Source organism: Mesorhizobium shangrilense (assembly GCF_028826155.1).
In the GTDB taxonomy this organism is placed as follows: domain Bacteria; phylum Pseudomonadota; class Alphaproteobacteria; order Rhizobiales; family Rhizobiaceae; genus Arvimicrobium; species Arvimicrobium flavum.
Map to the genome: position 1 here is coordinate 3,168,331 of NZ_JAQGPN010000001.1, position 24,839 is coordinate 3,193,169.

Genomic DNA, 24,839 nt, shown 5'->3' on the forward strand with positions numbered 1-24,839 from the left:
GGCGGCGTCAAGCACGGTACGGCCTCAGTAGTCCTTCTCGTAAAACAGGCCGACGCTGGAATCGCCGTCCGAGGCGACGGCGCCGCGGGCCCTCAGATTGTCGGTGATGTCGAGATTGATTGTGCCACGGGTCGTACCCTCGGCGCCGGCCTCCACGCCCAGATAGACATTGTCGCGAACGTAACGGCCTGCCCGGACGGCGGCATTACCCTCGCTGTCGGTCACCACGTCGAGGTCGTCGAGCCCCGTTGCCTCACGCAGCGATCCGAGCAGCGACGTGTTGGACCCGCCGGCGAGTTCGGCTGCTGCGGCCGCCAGCTGAGCGATCTGCAGCGGCGAGAGCTCGCCCAGGCTGCGCTTGAAGATCAGCCGCGCCAGCACCTCGTCCTCGGGCAGCGTCGGCTGCGACGAGAAGCTGATGTCGAGATCGGAGACGCGGCCCCGCACGGTGATGAACACCGTTATGTCGTCGCTGCCCGAGCGGGCGACGAAATTCACGAACGGGTCCAGATCGCCCACCAACGTCACCTCGCCTTCGTCGAAGGTGATCCGCTGGCCAAGGATCGACAGGCGGCCGCGGATCAGTTCGAAGGCGCCGACCGGCTGGATGTCGGTGACGGGCCCGGTCAGCCTGACCGAGCCTCCGATTTCCGTGTCGAGGCCGCGACCGCGGATGAAGACCTGGTTGGGTGCGTTGACCTTGACGTCAAGCCTGACAACGCTCGGCCGACCGCGGGGAACCGGAGTTCCGTCATTGGCCCTCGCCCGACGCAGGGTCTCGCGCACAGCGGCCGAGGCATTCTTGTGCTTCACGTCGATCTGCGCCGCGCCGGCGGCCAAACTCTCAGGTACCGTGATCTCGGCGCGCGCAATGTCGATGTTGCCGGCAAGCAGAGGATCGCGGGTCAGCGGCCCGGTGAGCGCCAGGTTGCCGCTCAGAGTCGCCACGACCATCTCGCCATCGGCATAGCGCGCGTTGTCGAGCACGATGCGGATGTCGGCCGGAAAGCCTGCAGCAGCATTCGTCGAGATGGTACCGCTGGCGCTCAAGCGACCGCCGGTCGACAGCGCCGCCGACGCGTTGCGGATATCGATGCGATCGCCCTCGATCGCGCCCATCACGGCGATGTCGTTCAGTTGTACGTTGGCTTCGGGATCGACGACGCGAGCTCCAACCGTGGAGAACATGCCGCGGACGGCCGGTCCTTGGATGCTGCCGGACACCGAGGCGCTTAGCGAAAGCGTGCCCGAAACCTGCGTGCCCCGCTCGGCCAGGAAGCGGTTGGCCAGCGCCAGAGGCGCTTCCCCGGATACGGATACGTCTAGCCCGGAGCCGGCGAGCGGAATGCGACCGTTGCCGCTGACGCTCAATCCCTGGGGGCCGGAAACGGTCGCGCGGTCAAGTGTGACGGCGCGCCGTGCATATGAGCCGCGCGCGGCCACTTCCAGCGGCGAGAGGCCGGCATCATCGAGCGCAGTCGCGCGCACAGCGGCACCCCTGATGTCGAAGGTCGCGGCAGGGTCGGCCAGCCTTCCGGTCACGCGTGCAGTTCCGGAGAGGGCGCCTCCGAGCCCCTGCCCTGGCGCGACGGCATTGAGCGTGGCCAGCGGGAAGGAAGCCACGTCGATGTTCAGGTCCAGATTGGCGTTGTCCAGCGGAATGCCGCCGTCGACAGACGCTCGAAGTCCTTCCGGGCTGGTCATGTTCGCGCGCACCGCGAGCCGTGTCGTCGACGACTGACCGGACGCATCGAGGCTGACCGAACTGAGGCCGGCCTGCCGAAGCGCGGCCGCGGCAACCGCATTGGCCCTCAGCGTGAAGTTGATGTCCGGCTGGACGCGCGTTCCCCGTACCGTGACCCTGCCTTCGACCGTGCCGCCGAGCTGGAGGTCGGGACGGATCGCATTCGCGATGGCAAGTGGCAACGCCCGTATGTCGACCTCGAGGTTCAGCGCTTCCGCGACGTCGCCCCTCGCCTCGATACGCCCGCCGCCAACATCCAGGGCGAGGTCGTCGATGCGGACATTTTGTCCCTGGATGAGCAGGGACGCTGGCTGCGCCAGCCGCGCCGACAGGTTGCCCTGTGTGAGTTGAAGGGTGGAAAGCGCCAGCCTGAAGCCTGCGTCGACCGGCGTCAACGCGCCCGCGACCGTAGCGTCTGCGCCATTTGCCAGCGAGGCCGTCGCCGAAAAATCGGTGGTCGTGTCCTGGCGGGTCGCCTTGCCGTCAAAGCGGGATATGTCGATGCCCCCTGCCTTGACGTTCGAGGCGCTGGCCGTGCCGTCCACGATCGGCACCCCGAACAGGTCTCCAATCGCCGCAGCGATATCGGCATTGCCAATCTCGACGGTCTCGAGGCGAAATTTCTGGATGTTCGCCTTGATATCGGCGCTCTGCTTCCCCTCGGCGGGCACGAGTGCGACTTGGGCGTCGATGGCGCCCTGCGCCTCCATGACCGCCAGCGCGGCAAGCGTCGAGATGTCGGCCGCGTCCACAGTGAGGGTGCCGTTCAGCAGGCCGTTCGCCGCCTGGGTGAGATTGCCCTTGATGGCCGCGCCGCCGGCGGTGAAGTTCAGGTCCGTCAGTCGGCGCTCGCCATTGGCGACGGCAAGGCCGCTCGACAGTTGCGCGCGCACGCCGTCCAGGAAGGCATTGCCGGTGATCTGTGCGTTCAGGTCGCCGTCCTGCAGCGTGCCCTCGAACGCCAGCTTCGTGTCGGTTAGATTCTTGCCGACGACCGAGCCATTCGCGACATCGGCTCCGAATGTCAGTCCGATGAGACCGCCGGAGCCGGATGCCCGGCCGCTGGCGGTCAGTCTGCCGGTAACGCGGTCGGAAAGCTGTGACAGGTCTTCGAGGGCAAGATCGAAGCCAAAGTTCGCGGCGCCCGTGGCAAACGTGCCGTCTGCGGTCAACGCCACCTGGTCGTTGGCGATGCGGAATTGACGCGCCACCAGCCCCTGGTCGCCGCGGGCGACGCCGCCGCTCAGGCGCGTCTCGCCCTGGAGGAGGTTGTCGGCTGCGGGGATGCCAACCTCCAGACCGCTGCCGGTACCGTCGAGCGTCAGGTCGAACCCGCCTTTCAGAGGCGACAGCGTTCCCTTGGCCTGCAGGTTCAGCCGACCAGCGAGGTTCCGACCCGCCAGGGCGGAAAATGGCGTGATGCTTGCCGCGTCAATCCCGATCGTCCCGTTGAAGACCATCTCGGCGATCGCGCCGGCGAGATTTAGGCTCAAGCCGTTCGCTGTGATGGAAGCGCGCGGCAAGTCGATCGGCTGGCCGGCTCGCCAGGAACCCTCGACATCGAGATCGACCTTTTCGCCAAGGGCCTCAGCCATCGCCGCGTCCGTGGCGACGATACCCGTGGCGCCACCCTTGGCAGAGAAGGTGACGGCTCGGTTTGCGGGGTCGTTGAGGTTGAGGGCCTCGCCGCCGAGCGTCACGTCCAGCAGCTTCGTCGCGAAGCTTTCTGTCGACAGGTCGTCGATGCGGATGCGGCCGTCCCAGGCCTCGGAGGTCCCTTCCCCGAACGAAAGGTCGACGGTGGCCTTCGTCACCGTCGTCTGACCACCGGCGATCGGAAGGAGCGTTTTGTCCTGCTGCGGATGGTCAATCACCGCATTGAGGTTGAGCCGCCTCGGAAATCCGTCCGCGGCCGTTTCGGCGGAGGCCTGGACGCTGAGCGCAGCGCTGTTCAGGGTCAGGCTGTCAAGCGTCAGGCCGCCGCCCGTCCGGGCCGTTCCGGCCGTCTGCAGCCGGGTATCTGCACCAAAGAAGCTGCGGAAACGAGCCGGGATGATGTTCGCGATCGGCCCACCAACGTCAGCGGTGAAGCGGATACCGTCCTGCGCTTGCCTGAGACTGGTCGTTCCCTCGAGCACGCGCTGCGATGCGGCGTCCATCGTCAGGGCCAGGTCGAGCGTCGCAATCGGACCGCTGCCCTTCAGCGTCATCGCGATGGGCGGCCGACCTTCGATGCCGAGCAGATTGGCGACCAGGCCGTTTTCAGGCTCGTTCAAAGACAGGTCGAGGCCAAGCACCTGTGTCTGGTTGGCGTAGCTGGCGGTGAAGTCGAACTGGCCGCCGGGACCGTCGAGCCGCTGGATCTGCAAAGCCGTATCGAGCGCGCCGCCGGAAAGGCTCATGCGTCCGCCAACGGAAATCTGGGCGGCCAGGCCGAACAACTCCTCCCCGAAAACGACCAGCGGCACCTGCAGTTGGCCGAGTTGGACCGAGACCGGCAACTCGGGAATCGCGAAGCCCGATCCGGCCTCGGGCGGAGGAAGCCCTTCGGCTGGCACCGGCTTTCTCACGACATCGATCCGATCGGCCGAAAGCGTATCGATGTTGAGGTTGCCCCGCAGCAGCGCCGTCCGCGTCCAGACGATCCGGGCATTGGTGATGCGAAGCCAGATCCCTTCGCGGTCGGCGATGGTGATCTCTCCGATCGAGGCGTTCGAAGACAGTACGCCCTGGATGTTGTTGAGCCGGATCTGCCGGTTCGGAGCCGACAGCTGTTCCTCTACGTACCGGACGAAAAAGGAGCGCTCCTCGTCCGGGGTCTCCTGCGCGATCGCGGGGGCGGAGACGAAGATCAGGAAAAGGGCGAGGAGGAAGCGGGTCAAAACGCCTGTCCTATTCCAACGTAGAAGGCGATGTCGGGATCGTCGTCTCCGGGGTTGAGAGGAACAGCCACGTCGAGGCGGATAGGCCCCAGCGCGGTAAGATAGCGCAGGCCGAGGCCGGCGCCGACCTTGATCTGCTCCGAGAAGTCCGGAAGCGAATCCGCGCCGACATAGCCGGCATCTGCGAAGGCGACGACCCCGATGGAATCGGTGACGCGGGTTCTCAATTCGGCCGAGGCTTCGATGAGAGAGCGCCCGCCCACAAGTCCGGCCGGCGTTTCGACGCCGATGTTCCGGTATTCGTAGCCGCGCACGGAACCGCCGCCCCCAGCAAAGAACAGCTTGTCGGGAGCGATTTCGGCGATGCTCGGCCCGACGATGCTTCCGACCTTCAAGCGCCCGGCCACAACGAAGCGATCGTCGGCATCCAGGGCATAGTAGGCGCGGCCCTCGGCGGTGAAGCGCGCCGCCGGATTGCCGTAGTTGAACTCGTAGAAGGGTTCCACTTCGACGTCGGCGTAGTAGCCCGAGGTCGCATCTGTGGGATTGTTACGGCTGTCATAGTTGATGCCGCCGAGGAGCCCGACGGTCTGGAACTCGCGACGGCCGAAGACGTCGTCCCAGAACTTCGCATAGCCGCCGTTGAGATAAATGCGCCCGGACAGTTCGTCGGAGAACTTGTGGGTGAAGCCGGCTGCGGCCGTGATCGCGCTGCGCGTGTAGGCGTCGAGCACCTCGCGATCGCCGATGAGCGAGGAGACGAAGTCCGTATCCGGCGTGTAGACGCCGGGCTTGGTGAAGATCGTCGCCAGGCGATAGGTCAGTTCGTCCACCTGGAACGTCTCTCCTATGCCCGAAATCTTGCCTTCGAAGCGCAATCTCTCGGCGCGGCCGAACAGGTTGCGGTGCATCCAGTACGCCTCGAGGCCCAAACCGTCGACCGTCGAGTAGCTGCCGCCGAAGCCGAAGCGCCGCGGCAGCCGCTCCTGAACGATGACCGCGACGGGCAGGCTGCCGTCGTCGCTGATCTCTTCGGCCTCCTGAATTCGAGCGGCGCGGAACACCTCCAGCCTGGCCAGCCGGTCGCTGGCTTTCTTGATGTCGTCCGGATCGTATTCGGCGCCACGTGGCAGGGCGGTCATCCACGCCACGTATTCCGGATCCATGCGCTCGACGCCCTCGACGGAGACGGCGCCGTAGTGCGCTTTGCGGCCGGGTTCGACAACGAGCGTCGCATCCACGACGTCCCGGTCGTGCGCCGCGACGACCCTGCGATCGGCAAGCTCCGCCTTTGCGAAGCCTTGCTGCCGCCATGCCTCCACGGACAGCTTGCCAGCCTGGACGATGGTTCCGGACCGAGCAATCTCACCTGGGACGAAGCCCTGCTCTTCGGGCGAGGGCACCTGATCCTTGCGGTCAAGCGTCGCCGGCGCGCGGTTGACGATGTCGGTCTCGCGGAATCGGAAGAGCGGCCCCGGATCGATGCTGACCTGGACTTTCGCCGGATTGGCGATCGTTGCGTCTGGAGCAAGGTCGGCCGCCTCGCGGCCATCGATCCGTATGCTGATGGTGCCGCCGTAGCGGCCTTCACTGTAGAGCGTCGCTAGCAACCGCCGGTAATCGCCCCTCGCCTTCGCCAGAAGTCCGGCGGCCCCCGAGGCGACCTCCTCCCGATCCTGCCAGAGCGTCGATGCGCCCTTCAGGCGCTTTTCGAGATCGGCTTCGTCGGCCGTGGGGGAAACAGCGAAATCCACCGAATAGCTGTAAGGCTCGCCGATCGTGTCCTCGGGCTCGTCCTTGCCCCCGAAAATCTTGATTCCGAAGATCTCGAACGAATGGGCATAGGTCGATCCGCCCAGCGACAAGCCCAGCGCGACCAAACACTCCAACACTGGCCAACGCCTGACTGGCGGTACTTTCACTAGATCTCCCCGACGCAACCGCCCCTTCCCTCCATCAAGGGGTTATAGCGTCCCGAACAGAATACACTACCCGAAAACCGGGCGCTGCCTCAGCCATCCGCCCTCAATCTTGAGCGAGAGATAGCGGGATTCTCTTACCGTAGCGTTGTTGCGACCGATATCGGTCTGACTTAGAAAAAAATTGCGTACGAGCCGGAACCTTCTGCGACTAACGTCGTTACGTGCAGGACGGGCATACCCCGCCCCCTGACCCCTTGCCCGTCAACTACCTTGAGCCGGCCGCAATGGCCGGCTTTTTCTTGGAAGAGGCGTAAGATCGTCCCCACACTGATTCAAACAATTGCATTCAATCCCGACGCCATGAACCTTGACGCAATATCGGTCGGCAAGTTAGGGCGGCAGCCTAGCTCGTAGCAATTCAGGAACTCCCGATGGAAATATTCACCGCCTCAGGATTTTCCGCACTGTTGCAGGTGATCGCCATCGACCTGGTGCTCGCCGGCGACAACGCCATCGTCATCGGTCTGGCAGCGGCCGGCCTGCCCCTTGAGCAGCGCAAGAAGGCCATTCTCATCGGCGTCGTCGCGGCCACCGTGCTTCGCATCTTCTTTGCCGCAATCACCGTCCAGTTGCTTGCCATCCTCGGATTGCTGCTCGTCGGCGGTATCCTGCTTCTGTGGGTGTGCTGGAAGATGTGGCGCGAGCTGCGCACGTCGTACGAAGACGAGCACGAGGCCACCGAAGCGCTGTCGGATACCGATCACAATGGGGACGGTGCGATTGCCGGCAACGCGCCTCGCAAGACACTCGGGCAGGCTACGCTGCAGATCGTCATCGCCGACGTCTCGATGTCGCTCGACAACGTGCTGGCCGTCGCTGGAGCCGCTCGCGATCACTTCACCGTCCTGATCATCGGCCTGATCCTGTCGATTGCCCTGATGGGTCTTGCCGCGACCTTTATTGCGCGTCTGCTGCACAAGTATCGCTGGATCGCCTATATCGGCCTGCTGATCATTCTCTACGTCTCGCTCGACATGATCTATCGCGGCGGGCTCGAAGTGTGGCCTTATCTCGCCGGCGCTGCCTGACGACGTCGGTCCAGCCACAAGACGGCCGCTTCACCTGCCGCTGCAGGTGAAGCAGCCGGCACAAGACGACAATGTCGGGCGGACGCCAAATTTCCGCCCGCTTTTCCCTTTTTTCCGGACCTCGTGCGACCGGTCGGCTCGCACACCGGTTATGTTCGGCGCCTGTCTTTATGTTCCTGCCGAAACTGTGCTAGTGCGCCGCCGATTCAACACCAGACACTTGGAAATCCAGCATGTCCGCCCCCCGCGTGAGCTTCGTCAGCCTCGGATGCCCGAAGGCGCTCGTCGATTCCGAGCGCATTATCACTCGTCTGCGCGCAGAGGGTTACGAGATCAGCCGCAAGCATGACGGCGCTGACCTTGTGGTCGTCAACACATGCGGGTTCCTTGATTCCGCGCGTGACGAGTCGCTCAATGCGATCGGGTCCGCGCTCTCCGAGAACGGCAGGGTCATTGTAACCGGTTGCCTGGGCGCCGAGCCGGAAGTCATTCGTGAAAAGCACCCGAACGTCCTGGCGATCACCGGTCCGCAGGCCTACGAGAGCGTGATGGCGGCGGTCCACGAGGCCGCGCCGCCCGCCCACGACCCCTATGTCGATCTGCTGCCGCCGCAGGGCGTAAGGCTGACCCCGCGCCACTACGCCTATCTGAAGATCTCCGAGGGCTGCAACAATCGCTGCACCTTCTGCATCATTCCCGCCTTGCGCGGCGATCTCGTGTCGCGCCCGGTGGCCGACGTGCTGCGGGAAGCGGAGCGGCTGGTCAATGCCGGCGTCAAGGAGATCCTGGTCATCTCCCAGGACACCAGCGCCTACGGACTGGACATCAAATATCAATCCGGGGTGTGGAAGGACCGCGAGGTCCGCGCAAAGTTCCTCGATCTGTCGCGGGAACTGGGCGAGATGGGTGCATGGGTGCGCATGCACTACGTGTATCCCTACCCCCACGTTGACGAGGTGATCCCCTTGATGGCGGAGGGCAAGATCCTCCCCTACCTCGACATCCCCTTCCAGCACGCCTCGCCGCAAGTGCTGAAGAACATGCGCCGTCCCGCTCATGGCGAAAAGACGCTGGAGCGCATCCGCCGCTGGCGCGAGGAATGTCCCGATCTCGCAGTGCGCTCGACCTTCATCGTGGGTTTCCCGGGCGAGACTGACGAGGATTTCGAGATCCTGCTCGACTGGCTCGACGAGGCAAAGATCGATCGCGCCGGCTGCTTCAAGTACGAACCGGTGAAGGGAGCGCGTTCGAACGAGCTCGCCCTTCCCGAGGTGCCGCAAGAGGTCAAGGAAGCCCGCTGGCACCGCTTCATGCAGCGTCAGCAGAAGGTGTCGGCGCAGCAGCTCAAGAAGAAGGTCGGCAAGCGCCTTCCCGTCATCATCGACGAAGCCAACGGCACGGCCGCCAAGGGCCGCACCCGCTACGACGCGCCGGAGATCGACGGTTCGGTGCATTTCACGTCACGCCGTCCGCTGCGCGCGGGCGACATCGTGACGGTGAAGATCTCCCGCGCTGACGCCTACGATCTCTACGGCGAAGCGGTGTGATTCTGGCTTCCTCGCCGCATGCCGGCGAGGATTGCGCGCGTGCGCCAATCATCGTCCTTAACCGTTCACTCGCGACTTTGATCTAGTCTGCGGACCGCCATCTCGGAGGGGGCCGTGCAGGCAAGGAATTCGCTCGACCGCATTGCGACGCTCGACCTGCTGCGCCTCGTCGCTGCGCTCGCCGTCGTCGCCTATCACTATCTCTTCCGCGGCGCGGCTGCCGACGGATATCTGGATGTCGCCTTCCCGGCGGCCGCGCCGTTCGCGATCTACGGCTATCTGGGCGTGAACCTCTTCTTCCTCATCAGCGGCTTTGTTATTGCTTGGTCGGCGGAGGGCCGTTCTTGGCAAGCGTTTGCGGTCGCTCGGTTCGCGCGGCTCTATCCAGGCTTCCTGGTTTGCATGGTTTTGACGTGGGCCGTTCTCGCGGCAGCGAACCATCCCGCCATGCCCGTTTCGACAAGGCAGCTCGTCGCCAACCTGATCATCCTGTCGCCCGCGCTCGGCGAACCCTTCGTTGACGGCGTCTACTGGTCGATCGTGCTGGAGATCGTCTTCTACGGCTGGGTGACGCTTGCCATCCTCGCCGGCGTGTTCTCTAGGCTCAAGCTCGAGCTTGTCACTGCCTGGCTGGCGATCTGCGCGCTGAACGAGTTCTACCTGGGCAGCGGCGCGCTGCGGCTCCTGTTCATCACCGAATATGGACCGCTCTTCGCAGGCGGAATTCTTGTTCACCACATCTTCTCCAGAGGCAGGTCCCCCGAAGCGATGATGCTCCTCGGTGCTTCCTTCATGCTTTCCTGCAGCATGCTGGTTGTTGCCCGCGGCTGGATGCAACAGCACTATGGCGTCGCTGCCCCGCTTCTCGGCCTCGTCGCCGCCAACATCGCGATCCACGCGCTACTTGTCGCTGCCATCGTCCTACGCGACCGGGTTGCTTCCACCGCGACGGTGCTGGCACTCGGCAGCCTGACCTACCCACTCTATCTGCTCCATCAAAACATCGGCTACGTCGCGATCGGCTCGCTGGCTCCGAAACTCGGCGCCTGGACGGCGGCGCTCGCGACGCTTCTCGTAATGCTGCTGCTGTCCTGGGCGGTCTGGCGCTTCGTCGAGCGGCCGGTGCGGCGGGGGCTCCTCGCTGCCCTCGGCCCGTTGGCGGATCGGCTTGCTGGCCGCATTCGCAAGCGGATTCCTCGGCTCGCAGTCGACTAACCTCAGGCGTAGGTCGCCTGGAGATCCATGCTGCGCTTGTAGGCAGGCCGGTTCGTGGCCCGTTGGACATAGTCGCGGAAGACCGGACGGTCCGGGATCGCCTTCAGGATATTCAGTCCAAAATGGATGCCGCTCGCGAGCTGGGTGTCGGCGGCGGTGAACCTCTCTCCCGCCGCAAACGGGCGCGACGACAGCATGCGCTCCACATTGGCCACCATGTCCTCGAACAGGCCGAAGGAGAAATTGTTGCTTTCATAGGCCCAGCCGTTTGCCCGTGCTGCCAGCGCCGGGTCGAACACCGCGTCGCAGTAGACGAGCCACGTCAGGAACGCGGGGCGCGCCGGATCGCCCACGGCAGGCGCAAGGCCCGCCTCCGGGAACGTTTCGGAGAGATACATGCATATCGCGGCGCGTTCGGTGACGATGGTTCCGTCGTGATCGATGGCAGGCACCTTCTTGTTCGGCTGGACCGCTCGATAGCTTTCCGGGAGGCCGCCCTCCGCCCGGACATGCTCGATCTCGTAGGCTTGGCCGATTTCCTCGAGAAGCCAGAGCGTGCCCGATGCTCTCGACCAGGGGGCGAAGTAGAACTTGATCATCGCGTCGCTCCATGCCGGTTGGTGAATTCCTCCGTAGCAGAAGGCTCCTGCCGCCACTCTGTCAGCAGTCTGTCACCAGGCCGCCGCCGTCAGCATATGCCGTCAGCATGGAAAAAGCCGGGGCGCGCGATAGGGTTCCGTGCTGGACGTCAGCGAAGTGCAGCGCCGAACGCTTACATGCAACGACAAGAGCGGGCGAGTCGCCTCGCCCGCCCTTCCCCGTTTCGGGATCTTACTTGGCGATGCAGCTGTCCGCCGTATCCGGCGTGCAGACGTCAAGCCCGGTGTAGGTCGGATCGGCGGGCGCCGCCTTGCCGTCCTTCATGTCCTTCAGGAAGAACATGGTCTTGTAGCCCATCTCAAACGGCCGCTGGCCGACCTGACCGAGCGACAGCCCTTCCTTCATCTGGTCCATCTGCACCGGCAGAGTGTCTGCGACAACCAGAGCCAGTTCCTTCTTGGCGATCTTGTCCTTGAAGGGCTCGACTGCGGCGCGGTTGGCGTCGGGGACGAACTGCGGGAAGCCGCCCGTCGGCGTGAAAGCGTCGACGGTCGGCATCTTCGCCATGAAGTCCTGGAACTGTTGGACGGCAAGCGGGAAGTCGTCGTTGGTGTAAAGCGGGCAGCCTTCCGCTTCCTTCCAGCCGTTCTGCCCGGTCAGAGGATCGCCCGGCGAAGCTGCAGACTGCTTGCCGGCCAGCGTGTCGCGGATGCCCTGCATACGTTCGTTGTGGTTGGCTGCCGCCGCACCGCCCGACTGGATGCAGATAGTGCCGCCATTCGGCTTGATGCCCTGCACGATCTTGGCGATGTTGACGCCGATCTCGTAATTGTGCGTGCCGACATAGGCGACCCGCAGGTCCTTGTTCTCGGGCAGAAGGTCGGAGTCCCAGGTCAGAACCGGAATTCCGGCATCCTTTGCCGCTTGCAGTGCGACTGCCATGGCGGCCGCGTTGGAGGGCGACACGGCGATGCCGTCGACCTTCTTGGCCACCAGATCCTGCACGATCTGCACCTGCTCCTCGCCGCCGCCGTGCTCGCCGGGGCCGATATACATGCATTCGAAGGCGCCGTTCGCCTCCGCTTCCGCCTTCTTGCACCCATCACGAGCCTGGTCGAAGAACGGGTTGTTCATATTCTTCGGCACCAGCGCGAAGACGTACTTCTGCTGTGCGTATGCCTGTCCTGCCATCAGCGCGGAAAGCGCTACGGCGGCCGTCAAAAGGTACTTATGCACTTGTTCCTCCACGTTGTTGTTGAGTTGACTTACATTTCCCCGGCAGCCGACGGCCGCCGGATTCCTCCCTCAGTGCCGCCAGGCAGTGAACTCGCGCAGGGTCGAGAGCAGCGACTTGCCGCTCGTCTGCATGCCAAGCAGCACGGCGAGAATGATGAACATCCCGACGAATGCGCCCTGCCAGTTGGAGTCGATTCCGGCCATCAGCAGCGCGTTGCGGATCACCTCGAGGAAGGCCGAGCCGATGACCGCCCCGAAGGCCGTGCCGTAGCCGCCCATCAAATTGGCGCCTCCGATCACGGTGCCCGCGATCACCCGCAGCTCGTATCCGGTTCCCATCGCGTTGATGGCGGAGCCGCTGTAACCGAGGAGCAAAAGCGAGGCGACCGCTGCGCAGAAGGCTGAAAAGACATAGGCCTGGAACTTGATCCAATCGACCGGCACGCCCGTCAGCCGCGCCGCCTGCTCGTTGCCGCCGATCGCGAACAGATGCCTTGCCCAGGCGGTAAAGATGAATACGAAGCCCAGGGCCAGCGCCATCACCACCATCACCCAGAAATGCGAGGACAGCGACGGGATCCAGGTCGGCAGCCAGCTGTCAGCGCTATGGACCGGCCATTTTGCCTGCCCGATCGCCTTGACGATCGGCGCATCGGGGCCGAACTGGTAAAGCATCTGGTTGCCTGACAGAACGACCGCTAGGGATCGCGCAATCGACAGCATGCCCAGCGTGACGACGAAGGATGGCATGCCGATATAGGCGACGAAGAAACCGTTGAAGGCGCCGCAGGCGAGTCCTGCCAGAAGCCCGCCACCGAATGCGACATACCAGGGATAGTGCCACGTCAGCAGAAGGCCGGCGACGATGGCGACCAGACCCATCACCGAGCCGACCGAGAGGTCGATGCCGCCGGTGATCAACACCACGGTCATGCCCAGTCCCATGATCGCAATCGGGGCAAAGTTCCGCGTGATGTTGGTGACATTGTCTGTCGTGCCGAAGCTCGGCTCGAGCCAGGTCATGAACAGCACGAGCACAAGGAGTGCGACCGCGACCCAAAAAGGCTGGCTCGTGAACATCCGCTGGAGCGGCGTCTGCTCCCGGACGGTGACGACGTCCCCGATGGAAGCGTGCGTTTCCTCGAGGGCTTCGGCTGGACTATGCTGCACGGATGGCCCCCGTGATCAGACCGGTGATCTCTTCCGGTGATGTGTTGGGCGTTTCCTTGTCGGCGACCTTCGACCCGCGGCGGAGCACGATGATGCGGTCGCAGACCGCGAATACGTCGGGCATGCGGTGGCTGATGAGCATGATCGAGACGCCCCTCGCCTTCAGGCGCTTGATCAGTTCCAAGACCTCCGCGACCTGCCGCACGGAGATCGCCGCGGTTGGCTCGTCCATCAGGACAAGCTTCGCGTTGGAGAGGCGTGTCCGGGCGATCGCGACCGCCTGGCGCTGTCCGCCGGACATCTTCTTGACGAGGTCGCGCGGCCGCGTTTCCGACTTCAGTTCCTCGAAAAGTTCGCCGGCCCGCTTGATCATCGCCTGCTTGTCGAGAATGCGGAACGGCCAGAATCCCTTCTTGGCCTCGCGCCCCAGGAACACATTCTGGGCGGCGGTCAGGTTGTCGGCGAGCGCGAGGTCCTGATAGACGACCTCGATCCCCTCGCCTCGCGCTTCGATCGGCTTGTGGAAGTGGCACAGCTTCCCGTCGACGACGATTTCGCCATCGCTGGGCGGGAAGTTGCCGGCGATGAGCTTGACCATCGTGGATTTTCCGGCGCCGTTGTCGCCCATCAGGCCGACCACCTCTCCGGGTGCGACCGAAAAGCTGACATCAGTCAGAGCCCGGATCGCTCCGAAGCTCTTGCCGACGCCGCGTACCTCGAGCAGCGACATGCCGTTCCCTCCTCGGCCCTCCAGCTTGTTCTTCTCTGGTAGGACCAGACTAGTCTAAGCAGAGAATCCGTCTGCCGTCACCCCGCGTTTTTCGGAACTTGGTCGAATTTTTTGGAGCCCCGAAACAAGTCCGTGGGCCCCAATCGGCGTGCAACAAAAAAGGCGCCCCGAAAGACGCCTTTCCGTAACCGCGAGGGCAGCCGCAGATTACTGCGGCAGCTTGTCGTCGACGCCCTTCACGTAAAAGTTCAGGCCGAGCAGCGTCCCGTTGTCCGCCACCTCGCCGGCCTTCAGCCACTCGCTGCCGTCCTGCTTCGTTATCGGACCCGTGTAGGGATTGAACTCGCCGGACGCGATCTTGGCCTGCGCGTCCTCGGCGGCTTTCTTGACGTCGTCGGGCATGTTGGTAAACGGCGCCATGACGACGTGGTGTTCCTTCATGCCGCCCCAGACGTCCTGCTGCTTCCAGGTGCCGTCGATGACCGCCTTGATGCGCTCGGCGTAGTACGGACCCCAGTCGTCGACGATCGACGTCAGCTGCGTCTCCTTGCCGAAGTTGATCATGTCGGAGGCCTGGCCGAACGCCTTGATGCCGCGCTCGGCGGCGACCTGCATCGGCGCCGTCGAATCGGTGTGCTGGGTGATGATGTCGGAACCCTGGTCGATCAGCGCCTTGGCGGCGTCGGCTTCCTTGCCGGGGTCGAACCAGGTGTTCGCCCAAACCACCTTCAGCTTGAACTCCGGATTGACCGATTGCGCACCCAGCATGAACGCGTTGATGCCGAGCACCACCTCGGGGATCGGGAACGAGGCGATGTAGCCTGCGACACCCGCCTTGGACATCTTGGCCGCGATGACGCCCTGGACGTAGCGGCCTTCATGGAATTTCGAATTGTAGGTAGCGACGTTCGGGTGCTCGCGTTTGTAGCCGGTGGCGTGCTCGAACTTCACGTCCGGGAACTTGCCGGCGACCTTGTTGAGCGCGTCCATGAAGCCGAACGAGGTGGCGAAGACGATATTGCAGCCGGAGCGTGCAAAGCGCTCGAGCGCGCGCTCCGCGTCGGCGCCCTCGGGAACGCTCTCGAGGTAGGCAAGCTCGACGTTCTCCTCGCCGCCGAGTTCCTTCTGCGCATACAGCGCACCCTGGTGGTGCTGATAGGACCAGCCGAAGTCGCCGATCGGCCCGACATAGATGAAGCATGCCTTGACCTTGGCTTCGGCCGAAACCGAGCCGAAGGCGGTGATGGTCGCCGCAGCGGCCAGCGCGAGAAGTGTCTTTTTCATTGAAGTCTATCCTCTAGAAGTTTGATTCGCGGAGCTTTCCCGTCATTGTTCTTAGCGATCTGGCACAAACGGCCGCCCCAGTGAAGCCGGTGTGTTGATCATGGTCAGACGCCTGTTTCGGGAAATTAGAACAAGAACCACGATGGTCGCCAGATAGGGCAGCGACGAAAGCAGTTGCGACGGCACGCCTATCCCCAACGCCTGCGCGTGCAACTGGCCGATGGTGACTGCGCCGAACAGATAGGCGCCGGCGAGCACACGCCACGGCCGCCAGGACGCGAACACCACGAGCGCGAGCGCGATCCAGCCGCGGCCTGCGGTCATGTTCTCCACCCACTGCGGCGTATAGACCAGCGACAGGTAGCCGCCGGCCAGTCCCGCGCACGCGCCGCCGAACATGACGGCGAGGTAGCGGATGCCGATGACGTTGATGCCGAGCGCGTGAGCCGAGGCGTGGTTGTCGCCGATAGAGCGCAGCGTCAGCCCGGCGCGCGTCCTGAACAGGAACCAGCCGACACCTGCGGTCAGGGCAATTGACACGTAGAAGATCGGGTCCTGCCCGAACACCAGCTTGCCGACCAGCGGCAGGTCGGAGAGGTAGGGAATGTAGAGGTTCCCCATCTTCACGCCCGGCAAGCCTACAAAACTCTCGCCCAGCATCCCCGAAAGGCCGAGCCCGAGAAGCGTCAGCGCCAGACCGGTCGCCACCTGGTTGGTGACGAGCGACAGCGTCAGGACCGCGAAGAGCAACGAGAACAGGGCGCCCACGATCATAGCGGCTAGAAAGCCGAGCCAAGGGGAGCCTGTCATCACGGCGACGCCGAAGCCCGTCACGGCGCCCATGATCATCATGCCTTCGACACCCAAGTTGAGGACGCCGGAGCGCTCCACCACCAGTTCGCCGACGCTGGCGATAAGCAACGGCGTGGCCGCAGTCGCGATGGTGAGCAGGATTGCCTCGATCATGCCCATCTCACGCCTCCGCAGTCTTGGCCGGCGCGGTGGAGGCCAGCCGGATCTTGTAATGGATCAGCGTGTCGCAGCCGAGCACGAAGAAGAGTAGGATGCCCTGGAAGGCGCGCACCGCCTTGTCGGAGATACCGACGGAGATCGATGCAGCCTCGCCGCCGAGATAGGTGAGCGCCAGGACAAGGCCCGCCGCCACGATGCCGAGCGGATTGAGCCTGCCCAGAAACGCGACGATGATTGCCGTGAAGCCGTATCCGATCGAGAGTTTTTCGTTGAGATGGCCGACGGCCCCGGACACTTCAGATATGCCGGCCAGGCCTGCCAGCGCACCGGCGAGGAGGAAGGCGAAGAACACCATGCGCGATGAAGAAAAGCCCGCGAAGCGCCCGGCGCGCGGGCTCTGGCCGAGCACCTTCACCTCGAACCCGCGCAAGGTCTTCGACAACATGAACCAGACGACGACCGCGGCCACGAGGGCGAAGACGAAGCCCCAGTTGGCGCGTCCGGCGGCCGGCCACAGCTCCGGCAGGACGGCATATTCGTGGAATGGTGCGGTGCCCGGGAAGCTCATGCCCTGCGGGTTCCGCCACATGCCACGGACCAGCCAGTCGTTGAAGAGCTGCGCGACATAGACGAGCATCAGACTGGTGAGGATTTCGTTGGTGCTGAAGCGGACCTTGAGGAAGGCCGGTATCGCAGCATAGGCGGCCCCGCCTGCCATGCCCATGAGCAGCATCAGCGGCAGCACGACCCAGGACTGGAATTCCGGGAACATGACCGGAAGGATCGAGCCAGCTACCGCGCCGGCGATGAACTGCCCCTCCGCACCGATGTTCCAGTTGTTGGAAAGGAAACATACCGAGAGCCCGACCGCGATCAGGATGAGCGGCGCGGCCTTGATCGCCAGTTCGTGCACCGACCACATCTCCCGCAGCGGATCGATGAAGTAGTAGTACAGCGCCTCCAGCGGGTTCTTGCCCAGCAGCGAGAACATGATGGCGCCCGCAACCAGGGTCAGCGCCAGCGCGATGAAGGGCGACAGCATGCTGAACAGCGCCGAATGCTGCGGGCGTTTGACGAGCTCGATACGCATCAGGCCACCTCCCTCTCGTGGTCGACGTGGCCAGGCTCGGCGCCGCCCATGAGCAGCCCGATCTTCTCGTAGGTGGCTTCGGCGATCGGCAGCGGCTTCGACAGCTCGCCATTGTGCATGACCGCTATGGCGTCGGAGATCTCGAACAGCTCATCGAGGTCCTGGCTGATGACCAACACTGCGGATCCGCTGCGCGCCAGTTCTATGAGCGCCTGCCGGATGCGGGCGGCTGCCCCGGCGTCGACGCCCCAAGTCGGCTGGTTGACGACCATCACGGCGGGCCGTCGATCGAGCTCGCGCCCGATGATGAATTTCTGCAGGTTGCCACCGGAAAGGGCCGCGGCTTCCGGATCGACGGCGCTCTTGCGCACGTCCATCATCTCGATGATCCGCTGCGACGCGGCAGAAATCGCGCTTGTCGCCACGACGCCGAGTGCACCCAGAAACGCCTTGCGATCCGTCTTGTGCCGCGACAGCAGCAGATTCTCCGAGAGCTTCATGCGCGGCGCTGCGCCGTGGCCGAGGCGCTCTTCAGGCACGAAGGCGGCGCCAAGCAGACGCCGTCCCGAAATTCCGGTCCGGCCGACCGGGTTGCCCCGGATCTTCACGACATCGGGGCTATCCTGCAGTGCCTCGCCCGACACCGCCTCGAAGAATTCGCCCTGACCGTTGCCGGCGACGCCGGCGATACCGAGCACCTCGCCGCCGCGGATGCTGAGCCAGATATTCTTCAAAGGCATCGAGAATGGGCCGGCAGGCTTGCGGCTCAGCCCGCATATCCCCAGCAATTCACCGCTTTCGGCCAGTTGAGGCGGCGTCCGTTCTGCGGTCTTCACCTCCGTGCCCACCATCATGCGCGCCAGCGAGGCGGCCGTCTCCTTGCGCGGATCGCAGTGGTCGACCACCTTGCCGTGCCGCATGACGGTGGCGCTGTCGCACATGCGCTTCACCTCCTCGAGGCGATGCGAGATGTAGAGGATCGATTTGCCTTCGTCGCGCAGGCGCTCCAGCGTCTCGAACAGCTTGTCCGCCTCCTGCGGGGTCAGCACCGAAGTCGGCTCATCGAGGATGATGAGGTCCGGGGTCTGGAGCAGGCAACGAATGATCTCGATGCGCTGACGCTCGCCCACCGACAGGTCGCCGACCAGCGCGTCCGGATCGAGCGGCAGCCCGTAGCTCTTCGACAGGTCGCGCGCCTTGGCCGCGATCGTGCTGATCGGGGTCTCCCTGTCGAGCGACAGCGCGATGTTCTCTGCAGCCGTAAGCGCATCGAACAGCGAGAAGTGCTGGAACACCATACCGATACCAAGCTTTCGCGCGGTGCTGGGATTGCTGATGCGGGCCGGCTGCCCGTTCCAGAGGATTTCGCCGGCATTCGGCTCGAGCGAACCGAACAGCATCTTGACGAGGGTCGACTTGCCGGCGCCGTTCTCGCCGAGAAGCGCGTGAATCTCGCCCTTGCGGATCTTGAGGTCCACATGATCGCACGCGGTGAGCGTGCCGAATATCTTTGTCAGGCCGCGCGTTTCAAGCAGGTACGCGCCTGCCGCCTCGGTGCTTGGCTGCACGCAGTCCCCCATTTCGCTTGTTGCTTCATTGGCTTGTAGTTTTGTTCCCGATCGCATCGTAGGACTGCGCGCTGTCAACCGCAACGCAGGCGGCATTTTGAAACAGCTTCAAATTATGCCGATAATTATGGGATCAGGATCGTCGTGCCCGTGGTCTTGCGCGCCTCGAGATCGGCATGGGCATGTGCCACATCGGCGAGCAGGTAGCGCTGATTGATGCGGACGTTCACGATGCCGCGCGCAATGACATCGAACAGGGCCTCGCTGGCCGTCTCGAGGTCTTCTCGCTTGGCGATGTAGGTGAACAGCGTCGGCCGCGTGGCGTAGAGCGAGCCCTTCTGCGCCAGCAGCGCAAGATGGAACGGCGCGATCGGTCCGGAGGATTGGCCGAAGCTCACGAACATGCCGAAGGGTTTCAGGCAGTCGAGCGAACCGGGAAACGTGTCCTTGCCGACCGAATCGTACACGACCTCGCACTTCTGGCTTTCGGTGATCCTGGCGACCTCGGCAACAAAATCCTGCTCGCTGTAGTTGATGACATGGTCGAAGCCGTGCTGAAGGGCCAGCGAGACCTTCTCAGGCGAACCGGCGGTGCCGATCGTCGTTGCGCCGAGGTGCTTCGCCCACTGCCCGAACAGCAGCCCCACGCCGCCAGCCGCGGCATGGTAAAGCACCGTGGCTCCCGGCTTTACCTTGAAGGTGCGCCTCAACAGGTACTCCACGGTCAGTCCCTTCAGCATGGCGGCCGCGGCCTGCTCGTCAGTGACGCCGCTCGGGATCCTGACCAGCCTGTCGGCGGCAATCACGCGCTCGGTGCAATAGGCGCCGATCTGCGTGGTGTAGGCGACGCGGTCGCCGGCCTTCAGCCCGTCGACGCCTTCTCCCGTCTCCAGCACCACGCCCGCGGCCTCGCCGCCGGGAATGAGCGGCAGGTGGGGCGCCGCGTAGAGGCCGCTCCGGTAGTAAGTGTCGAGGAAATTCAGGCCGATCGCGGTGTGCTTGACCAGGACCTCGCCCGCGCCCGGACGGCCAACGTCGACGTCATCGAAGCTGAGGACTTCCGGGCCGCCATTAACATGGATTCGAACTGCCTTGGCCATCGTACAACTCCCCGCACTCCGCCTATGCTTTCTTGGCGCCTAGCTTTGGAAACAGCTGCATCACCCCGCCTATGCAGAAAAGATAGATGCCGGTCACCGCTATCCCCGTTTTCGTTACCACGTCGACATGCTGGCCCAGCACCCCGATTCGGTCGTAGAACTCCGCCATCGCCGCCTGCGCCAGCGCCAACGCGCCGAACGCGCACCAGAGCAGCGTCACCCCGAGATTGATCGACCGCATCCGCACCACTCGCACCGGATGGATGAAGTTCATGGGCACGAAAGTAAGGATGCCCGCGATGACGACCACCCCGAACGACACCCACTCGCCGGGTTCGATGACGAACAGGGTGAAGACCACCATGTTCCAGACCACAGGGAACCCCTTGAAGAAGTTCTCCTTCGTCTTCATGCCGGTGTCGGCATAGTAGATGGCGCTGGACACAACGATGATCGCTGCGGAGAGGAACGACAGTCCCTCGCCCATGAAGCCGCGCTGATAAAGCGCGAAGGCCGGGATCAGCACGTAGGTGACATAGTCGATGATGTTGTCGAGCACCTCTCCCGACCAGGTCGGAAGGATCTCCTTGACCTCGAGCTTGCGCGCGATCGGCCCGTCGATGCCGTCGACGAACAGCGCCAGGCCCAGCCACCAGAACATCGCCGTCCAGCGCTCCTCGCTGGCCGCAACGATGGACAGGAACGCGAGGAAGGACCCCGATGCGGTGAGGAGGTGCACGGAGAACGCCCGCGCCTGCGGCCAGGTCACCTTCTTCTTGGGGCGCGGTATGCGTCCCGCTATCTTCTTGCCTGCTGCGCTCATGGTCATGGGCCGCGCCAATCCTACTTGCAGATTTCGGCGGAGCGCCCTGCGAAATTCCAGTTACGGCCGAAGGCGCGCATCTTGCTCCTGTCTGATCTTGCTATGATGATCTCGGGCGCGATTCAATACTCGGAATAGGCGATCCGGGTATTGTCTTCGCCGTTCTGGCCGGCGATGGGATAAACTCAGCGGCGAATGCGGGCGCGCAGGCGCTAGGCGCGATACGATCGCAGGGAAGGACGAAGTCTCCCCTCAACGGCCAGCTACGATCCGTCACGCCCATTCCCAACCCGACCGCGCCCATAGCATCAACGAGCCCCGCTCTCCCGAGAAGTCCTATCGCACCGGCAATCGCGTGAGCAATGGACCGGCAGCGCCCGTGTGCTCAACACCCGGTTCGACGGATTTAATGTCCGTTGAATTGGGCCGAAACGTCACGTTGATCAAGCGGGCCCGGACGGCCTAGAACGCCAGTGACAGTCGCGATCGGCTTCCAGACGGATAACCAAAGTGCCCAGTCACGATTCCCTGCCCATCCTAGTCGTCGGAACCGGCCCAGCGGGCTTGCTGGCGGCCATTGCGCTGGCGCGTGGGGGGCAACGCGTGACGCTGGTTGGTCCCGGCATCGCGCTGGATCGCCGGACGACGGCTCTGATGACCCCGGCGCTCCAGTTCCTGAATTCTCTGGACCTGCTTTCGGAAATTGCGCCCGCGGCCGCTCCTCTGCGCACCATGCGCATCGTCGACGGCACCTCGCGCCTGATCCGCAGCCCGCTCGTCACGTTTCGCGCTTCGGAAATCGGACAGGAGCATTTCGGGCTCAACATTCCCAACAGCGCCCTGCTGACCGTGCTGGAGAAAGCCGTCTCGGCCTCTCCCGATATCGATTGGCGCAAGGCCACGATCAGCGAGTGGCGGTGCGAACCCGATACGGTCCATGCGCGGCTGGACAACGACCAGGAGATCGCCGCTGCGCTGGCCGTCGCTGCCGATGGACGGCTGTCGCCGGCGCGATCCGCCGCGAGCATATCGGTGTCCACCAAGACGTACCCGCAGGCAGCGCTGGTCTTGAATTTCGGCCACAGCCGCGGCCATGGCTTTGTCTCAACCGAGTTCCACACGGAGACCGGACCTTTCACCCAGGTTCCGCTGCCGGGACAGCGGTCGAGCCTCGTCTGGGTGGTGGCGCCGGAAACCGCCAAGGAACTCGCCTCGCTCGACGACTCGGCGCTCTCGATACGGATCGAAGAGCGCATGCAGTCGATACTCGGACGCGTCAGCGTCGAGCCCGGCCGGCAGGTCTATCCGCTGTCAGCCACGCTGCCTGCGCGCTTTGCCCAGAATCGCGTCGCGCTGGTCGGGGAAGCCGCCCACGTGTTTCCGCCGATCGGAGCGCAGGGGCTCAATCTAGGCATCCGCGACGTTCAGGATATTGTTCGCGTCATTGCCGAGAACCCGCAGGATCCGGGATCGCCGCCGGCGCTGACGCGCTACGACGGCATGCGCAGGCCCGACATCCTCGCGCGATCGGCGGGGGTCAACCTTCTCAATCGATCCCTGCTGTCGGATCTCCTGCCCGCACAGCTTGCGCGGGGCCTCGGGTTGACGCTGCTTGGCAGCCTGTCTCCCCTGAGAGCATTCTTCATGCGCGAGGGGCTGAGGCCCGGCACCGGATTTCAGGGCGCAGTCTCGGACCTACGGAAACAGATCCGGCGGTAGCATTCCCGTCTTGATCAGGTAGAGCAGCATGGTCACTGTGCCGACAGAGAGCACCGTGGTCAGAAGAATGCTCGCGGAGGCGCGCTGCACCCAGACGTCATACTGCTGCGCGATGACGAACACGTTGGTCGCCGTCGGCAGTGCCGCAAGCAGCACGGCGGTGAAGACCCAGACCTCGGAAAAGTTGCCGATCCAGCTCAGCGCCACGTAGCAGATGGCCGGATGTACAACGAGCTTGAGGACCGCGATCGGACCAAGCTCGACCGGCACGCGCTTCAGCGGCCTGAGCGCCAGCGTCACGCCCATCGCAAACAGGGCGCATGGCGCGGCTGCACGCGACAAGTATTCCAGGAACCGCTCGACCGGCAACGGCGCCTGAAAATGGAACCCGGCAGCCAGCACGCCGATCGCCGTGGCGATGATGAATGGATGCAGCACGATCTTTCTCAGCACACCAGCCGCCAGACGCCAGGGCGAAGTCCTTTCTTCACCTGCCAGCGCCATCATCATCGGTGCGATGGCGAAGTGCATGATGTTCTCGAAGCAGAAGATCAGGGCGACGGGCACCGCTGCCTCCTCGCCGAAGGCCAGCAGCGCCAATCCGGGCCCCATGTAGCCGATGTTCCCGTAGGCCGATGCCAAGCCCTTGATGGTCGCTTCCCGAATGTCTCCTCCCGAGAAGACGACGGAGAGGACGAACATCAGGGAGAAGACGACATAGGTCGAGAAGACGGCGCCGAAGATGAAGGTCCATTCCGTCAATCGCTCGATCGGCGTCTTCGCCAGAAGCTGGAAGAACAGCGCCGGTAATGCGACATAAATGATGAAGGTGTTCATCCAGCCGAGCGCATCGAGCGGCTGGCGCGTGATACGCGCCACGATGAAGCCTATGAAAATCAGGCCGAAAAAGGGGATGACCAGACCGATGACGTCGGACATGCAGATTCCGTCACTGCGAAAGGCCGCGCTACGCGGCGCTCGGTCCTGCGTCAAGAGTAGGGATTGAAAAGCTGCTGTCGCTGATCCAAATAGCGGACAGCAAGAGTACAAAGTATAATGACAGACATGAAAACGGCAAAGTTCCAGATCGGTCAGGTGGTCCGCCACCGGTTGTTTCCGTTCCGTGGCGTCATCTTTGACGTCGATCCGGAGTTCGCAAACACCGAGGAATGGTATCAGGCGATCCCTGAGGATGTGCGGCCGAGCAAGGACCAGCCCTTCTATCACCTGCTCGCAGAAAACGACGAGACCGAGTACGTCGCATATGTATCGGAGCAAAACCTGCTGGACGACAGCTCAGGCCAGCCGGTGCGTCACCCGCAGCTGAGGGAAATGTTCGTCCGCACGCCGGACGGCCGCTACACGCCGAAGGCCATCGCCCGCCATTGAGGCCCACTCAGCCGTAGGGACTGCAAACAGAAAAGCGGGACGAAACGCCCCGCTTTTGTTTTTCCGGCAATCTGCTTGTTCAGGAAACCCGCCGCGATCAGTTCGCGGCCTTCGCCTTGTCCTGCTCTTCCTTGAGCTTCTTGGCGAAGTCCTCGTTGTTCTTGGACACGAACTCCTGCAGCTTCTTCTGGCGGTCCTCGATGTCGGACTGCTGCATCGCGGGGCCGTCATAGGCGCCGGTAAAGCCCTTGAGGCTAACCTTCACCGGATTCGGCTGGTTCTGGAAGTTCACCGACGTCAGGGTCAGGTCCGAACCCTTCTTGAACGAGCCGACGAGCTGGTCGCTCAGCGGCACTTCGGCAACGCAGCGGTCCGGGAAGCAGATCACATAGTCGAGCTTCTGGGTCTTGCCGCCGTCGATCTGCAGACCGATTCCCGGAGGCACGAGGCGACCGGTCGGCACCGTGACCTGAAACACCTTGCGGTTGATCTTGCCCTTGAGCTCGATGAGGCTGACGCCCGTCACGAGCTGGCCGCTGTCGGCAACGACAATGTTCTGCACGTTGCAGATATCGACCTCTTCCTGCTTGGTGCAGGCCTTGAACCAGCCGTTCGGCACCTGCGGCTGCTGCGCGGAAGCCGGCATGGCGCCCACGGCAAGAAGCGCTGTCGCGCCGGCGACCAATGCGGAAACAGAAGCAACCGTGCCGCTCAATCCGGTCATCGTCATGAATACCTCTTATGATCCGGCCGCCCAACC

19 protein-coding genes and 1 pseudogene are annotated in these 24,839 nt (G+C 63.8%); 5 read left to right on the forward strand and 15 right to left on the reverse strand.

Annotated features, from left to right (window positions below):
• Positions 1 to 24: 24 nt before the first annotated feature.
• Together PD284_RS15290 and PD284_RS15295 are read right to left on the reverse strand one after the other, a co-directional pair.
• Entirely contained in the window at positions 25 to 4,626 is a 4,602-nt protein-coding gene (locus PD284_RS15290) for a translocation/assembly module TamB domain-containing protein (protein ID WP_274629036.1), read from the reverse strand.
• Positions 4,623 to 6,515, reverse strand: coding sequence for an autotransporter assembly complex protein TamA (locus PD284_RS15295; RefSeq protein WP_411956219.1), 1,893 nt, complete (start codon positions 6,513 to 6,515; stop codon positions 4,623 to 4,625). Before PD284_RS15295 ends, PD284_RS15290 begins: the two co-directional genes overlap by 4 nt.
• 464 nt (positions 6,516 to 6,979) lie before the next feature.
• Between PD284_RS15295 and PD284_RS15300 the strand changes: the two genes are divergently transcribed.
• The 3 genes from PD284_RS15300 to PD284_RS15310 all read left to right on the forward strand — a co-directional run bounded on the left by PD284_RS15300 (position 6,980) and on the right by PD284_RS15310 (position 10,398).
• Entirely contained in the window at positions 6,980 to 7,636 is a 657-nt protein-coding gene (locus tag PD284_RS15300; protein WP_274629037.1) for a TerC family protein, read from the forward strand.
• A gap of 233 nt (positions 7,637 to 7,869) precedes the next feature.
• A complete protein-coding gene (gene rimO / locus PD284_RS15305; RefSeq protein WP_274629038.1) occupies positions 7,870 to 9,183 on the forward strand; it encodes a 30S ribosomal protein S12 methylthiotransferase RimO in 1,314 nt (437 codons plus the stop codon).
• A 114-nt stretch (positions 9,184 to 9,297) separates the two neighbouring features.
• A complete protein-coding gene (locus tag PD284_RS15310; RefSeq protein WP_274629039.1) occupies positions 9,298 to 10,398 on the forward strand; it encodes an acyltransferase family protein in 1,101 nt (366 codons plus the stop codon).
• A 2-nt stretch (positions 10,399 to 10,400) separates the two neighbouring features.
• Here PD284_RS15310 and PD284_RS15315 read toward each other — a convergent pair whose 3' ends face one another.
• The 11 genes and pseudogenes from PD284_RS15315 to PD284_RS27025 all read right to left on the reverse strand — a co-directional run.
• Positions 10,401 to 10,997 (reverse strand): glutathione S-transferase family protein, encoded by a 597-nt coding sequence (locus tag PD284_RS15315; protein ID WP_274629040.1) that lies wholly within the window; start codon positions 10,995 to 10,997, stop codon positions 10,401 to 10,403.
• A 232-nt stretch (positions 10,998 to 11,229) separates the two neighbouring features.
• Positions 11,230 to 12,234: a substrate-binding domain-containing protein gene (locus PD284_RS15320; protein WP_274629041.1), complete on the reverse strand. Its 1,005-nt coding sequence runs from the start codon at positions 12,232 to 12,234 to the stop codon at positions 11,230 to 11,232.
• Positions 12,235 to 12,303: 69 nt separating this feature from the next.
• The gene (locus tag PD284_RS15325) at positions 12,304 to 13,404 is read right to left on the reverse strand and encodes an ABC transporter permease (protein ID WP_274629042.1); all 1,101 of its coding nucleotides are present in this window, start codon (positions 13,402 to 13,404) and stop codon (positions 12,304 to 12,306) included.
• Positions 13,394 to 14,134 carry an ATP-binding cassette domain-containing protein gene (locus PD284_RS15330; RefSeq protein ID WP_274629043.1) on the reverse strand — a complete coding sequence of 247 codons (741 nt, stop codon included), beginning with the start codon at positions 14,132 to 14,134 and terminating at the stop codon, positions 13,394 to 13,396. The genes PD284_RS15325 and PD284_RS15330 overlap by 11 nt, the downstream gene beginning before the upstream one ends.
• A 207-nt stretch (positions 14,135 to 14,341) precedes the next feature.
• Positions 14,342 to 15,418 carry a BMP family ABC transporter substrate-binding protein gene (locus PD284_RS15335; RefSeq protein ID WP_274629044.1) on the reverse strand — a complete coding sequence of 359 codons (1,077 nt, stop codon included), beginning with the start codon at positions 15,416 to 15,418 and terminating at the stop codon, positions 14,342 to 14,344.
• 51 nt (positions 15,419 to 15,469) lie between these two features.
• A complete protein-coding gene (locus PD284_RS15340) occupies positions 15,470 to 16,390 on the reverse strand; it encodes an ABC transporter permease (protein WP_274629045.1) in 921 nt (306 codons plus the stop codon).
• 1 nt (position 16,391) lies between these two features.
• Complete coding sequence (locus PD284_RS15345) at positions 16,392 to 17,480, reverse strand: ABC transporter permease (protein ID WP_274629046.1); 1,089 nt, start codon at positions 17,478 to 17,480, stop codon at positions 16,392 to 16,394.
• Positions 17,480 to 19,060 (reverse strand): ABC transporter ATP-binding protein, encoded by a 1,581-nt coding sequence (locus PD284_RS15350; protein WP_274629047.1) that lies wholly within the window; start codon positions 19,058 to 19,060, stop codon positions 17,480 to 17,482. The genes PD284_RS15345 and PD284_RS15350 overlap by 1 nt, the downstream gene beginning before the upstream one ends.
• Positions 19,061 to 19,173: 113 nt before the next feature.
• On the reverse strand, positions 19,174 to 20,148 hold the full coding sequence (locus tag PD284_RS15355; RefSeq protein ID WP_274629048.1) for a quinone oxidoreductase family protein: 975 nt from the start codon (positions 20,146 to 20,148) through the stop codon (positions 19,174 to 19,176).
• 22 nt (positions 20,149 to 20,170) lie between these two features.
• Complete coding sequence (gene pcsA, locus PD284_RS15360; protein WP_274629049.1) at positions 20,171 to 20,977, reverse strand: phosphatidylcholine synthase; 807 nt, start codon at positions 20,975 to 20,977, stop codon at positions 20,171 to 20,173.
• Between the two features lie 14 nt (positions 20,978 to 20,991).
• Positions 20,992 to 21,156, reverse strand: a pseudogene (locus PD284_RS27025) (DUF1326 domain-containing protein); the annotation flags it as partial.
• 325 nt (positions 21,157 to 21,481) lie between these two features.
• Between PD284_RS27025 and PD284_RS15365 the strand changes: the two are divergent.
• On the forward strand, positions 21,482 to 22,690 hold the full coding sequence (locus PD284_RS15365) for a UbiH/UbiF family hydroxylase (RefSeq protein WP_274629050.1): 1,209 nt from the start codon (positions 21,482 to 21,484) through the stop codon (positions 22,688 to 22,690).
• Here PD284_RS15365 and PD284_RS15370 read toward each other — a convergent pair.
• Complete coding sequence (locus PD284_RS15370; RefSeq protein ID WP_274629051.1) at positions 22,667 to 23,629, reverse strand: AEC family transporter; 963 nt, start codon at positions 23,627 to 23,629, stop codon at positions 22,667 to 22,669. The genes PD284_RS15365 and PD284_RS15370 overlap by 24 nt on opposite strands.
• Positions 23,630 to 23,755: 126 nt before the next feature.
• Here PD284_RS15370 and hspQ point away from each other — a divergent pair, with 126 nt between their 5' ends.
• Positions 23,756 to 24,079, forward strand: coding sequence for a heat shock protein HspQ (gene hspQ / locus PD284_RS15375; RefSeq protein WP_274630653.1), 324 nt, complete (start codon positions 23,756 to 23,758; stop codon positions 24,077 to 24,079).
• 97 nt (positions 24,080 to 24,176) lie between these two features.
• Here hspQ and PD284_RS15380 read toward each other — a convergent pair whose 3' ends face one another.
• Positions 24,177 to 24,803, reverse strand: a complete 627-nt coding sequence (locus PD284_RS15380) for an invasion associated locus B family protein (RefSeq protein ID WP_274630654.1) — start codon at positions 24,801 to 24,803, stop codon at positions 24,177 to 24,179.
• Positions 24,804 to 24,839 lie beyond the last annotated feature (36 nt).

Coding starts and splice junctions, on each gene's coding strand:
- PD284_RS15300 (WP_274629037.1), top strand. CDS start 6,980: ATGGAAATATTCACCGCCTCAGGATTTTCCGCACTGTTGCAGGTGATC.
- rimO (WP_274629038.1), top strand. CDS start 7,870: ATGTCCGCCCCCCGCGTGAGCTTCGTCAGCCTCGGATGCCCGAAGGCG.
- PD284_RS15315 (WP_274629040.1), bottom strand. CDS start 10,997: ATGATCAAGTTCTACTTCGCCCCCTGGTCGAGAGCATCGGGCACGCTC.
- PD284_RS15330 (WP_274629043.1), bottom strand. CDS start 14,134: ATGTCGCTGCTCGAGGTACGCGGCGTCGGCAAGAGCTTCGGAGCGATC.
- PD284_RS15335 (WP_274629044.1), bottom strand. CDS start 15,418: ATGAAAAAGACACTTCTCGCGCTGGCCGCTGCGGCGACCATCACCGCC.
- PD284_RS15340 (WP_274629045.1), bottom strand. CDS start 16,390: ATGGGCATGATCGAGGCAATCCTGCTCACCATCGCGACTGCGGCCACG.
- PD284_RS15345 (WP_274629046.1), bottom strand. CDS start 17,480: ATGCGTATCGAGCTCGTCAAACGCCCGCAGCATTCGGCGCTGTTCAGC.
- PD284_RS15350 (WP_274629047.1), bottom strand. CDS start 19,060: ATGGGGGACTGCGTGCAGCCAAGCACCGAGGCGGCAGGCGCGTACCTG.
- PD284_RS15355 (WP_274629048.1), bottom strand. CDS start 20,148: ATGGCCAAGGCAGTTCGAATCCATGTTAATGGCGGCCCGGAAGTCCTC.
- pcsA (WP_274629049.1), bottom strand. CDS start 20,977: ATGACCATGAGCGCAGCAGGCAAGAAGATAGCGGGACGCATACCGCGC.
- PD284_RS15370 (WP_274629051.1), bottom strand. CDS start 23,629: ATGTCCGACGTCATCGGTCTGGTCATCCCCTTTTTCGGCCTGATTTTC.
- hspQ (WP_274630653.1), top strand. CDS start 23,756: ATGAAAACGGCAAAGTTCCAGATCGGTCAGGTGGTCCGCCACCGGTTG.
- PD284_RS15380 (WP_274630654.1), bottom strand. CDS start 24,803: ATGACCGGATTGAGCGGCACGGTTGCTTCTGTTTCCGCATTGGTCGCC.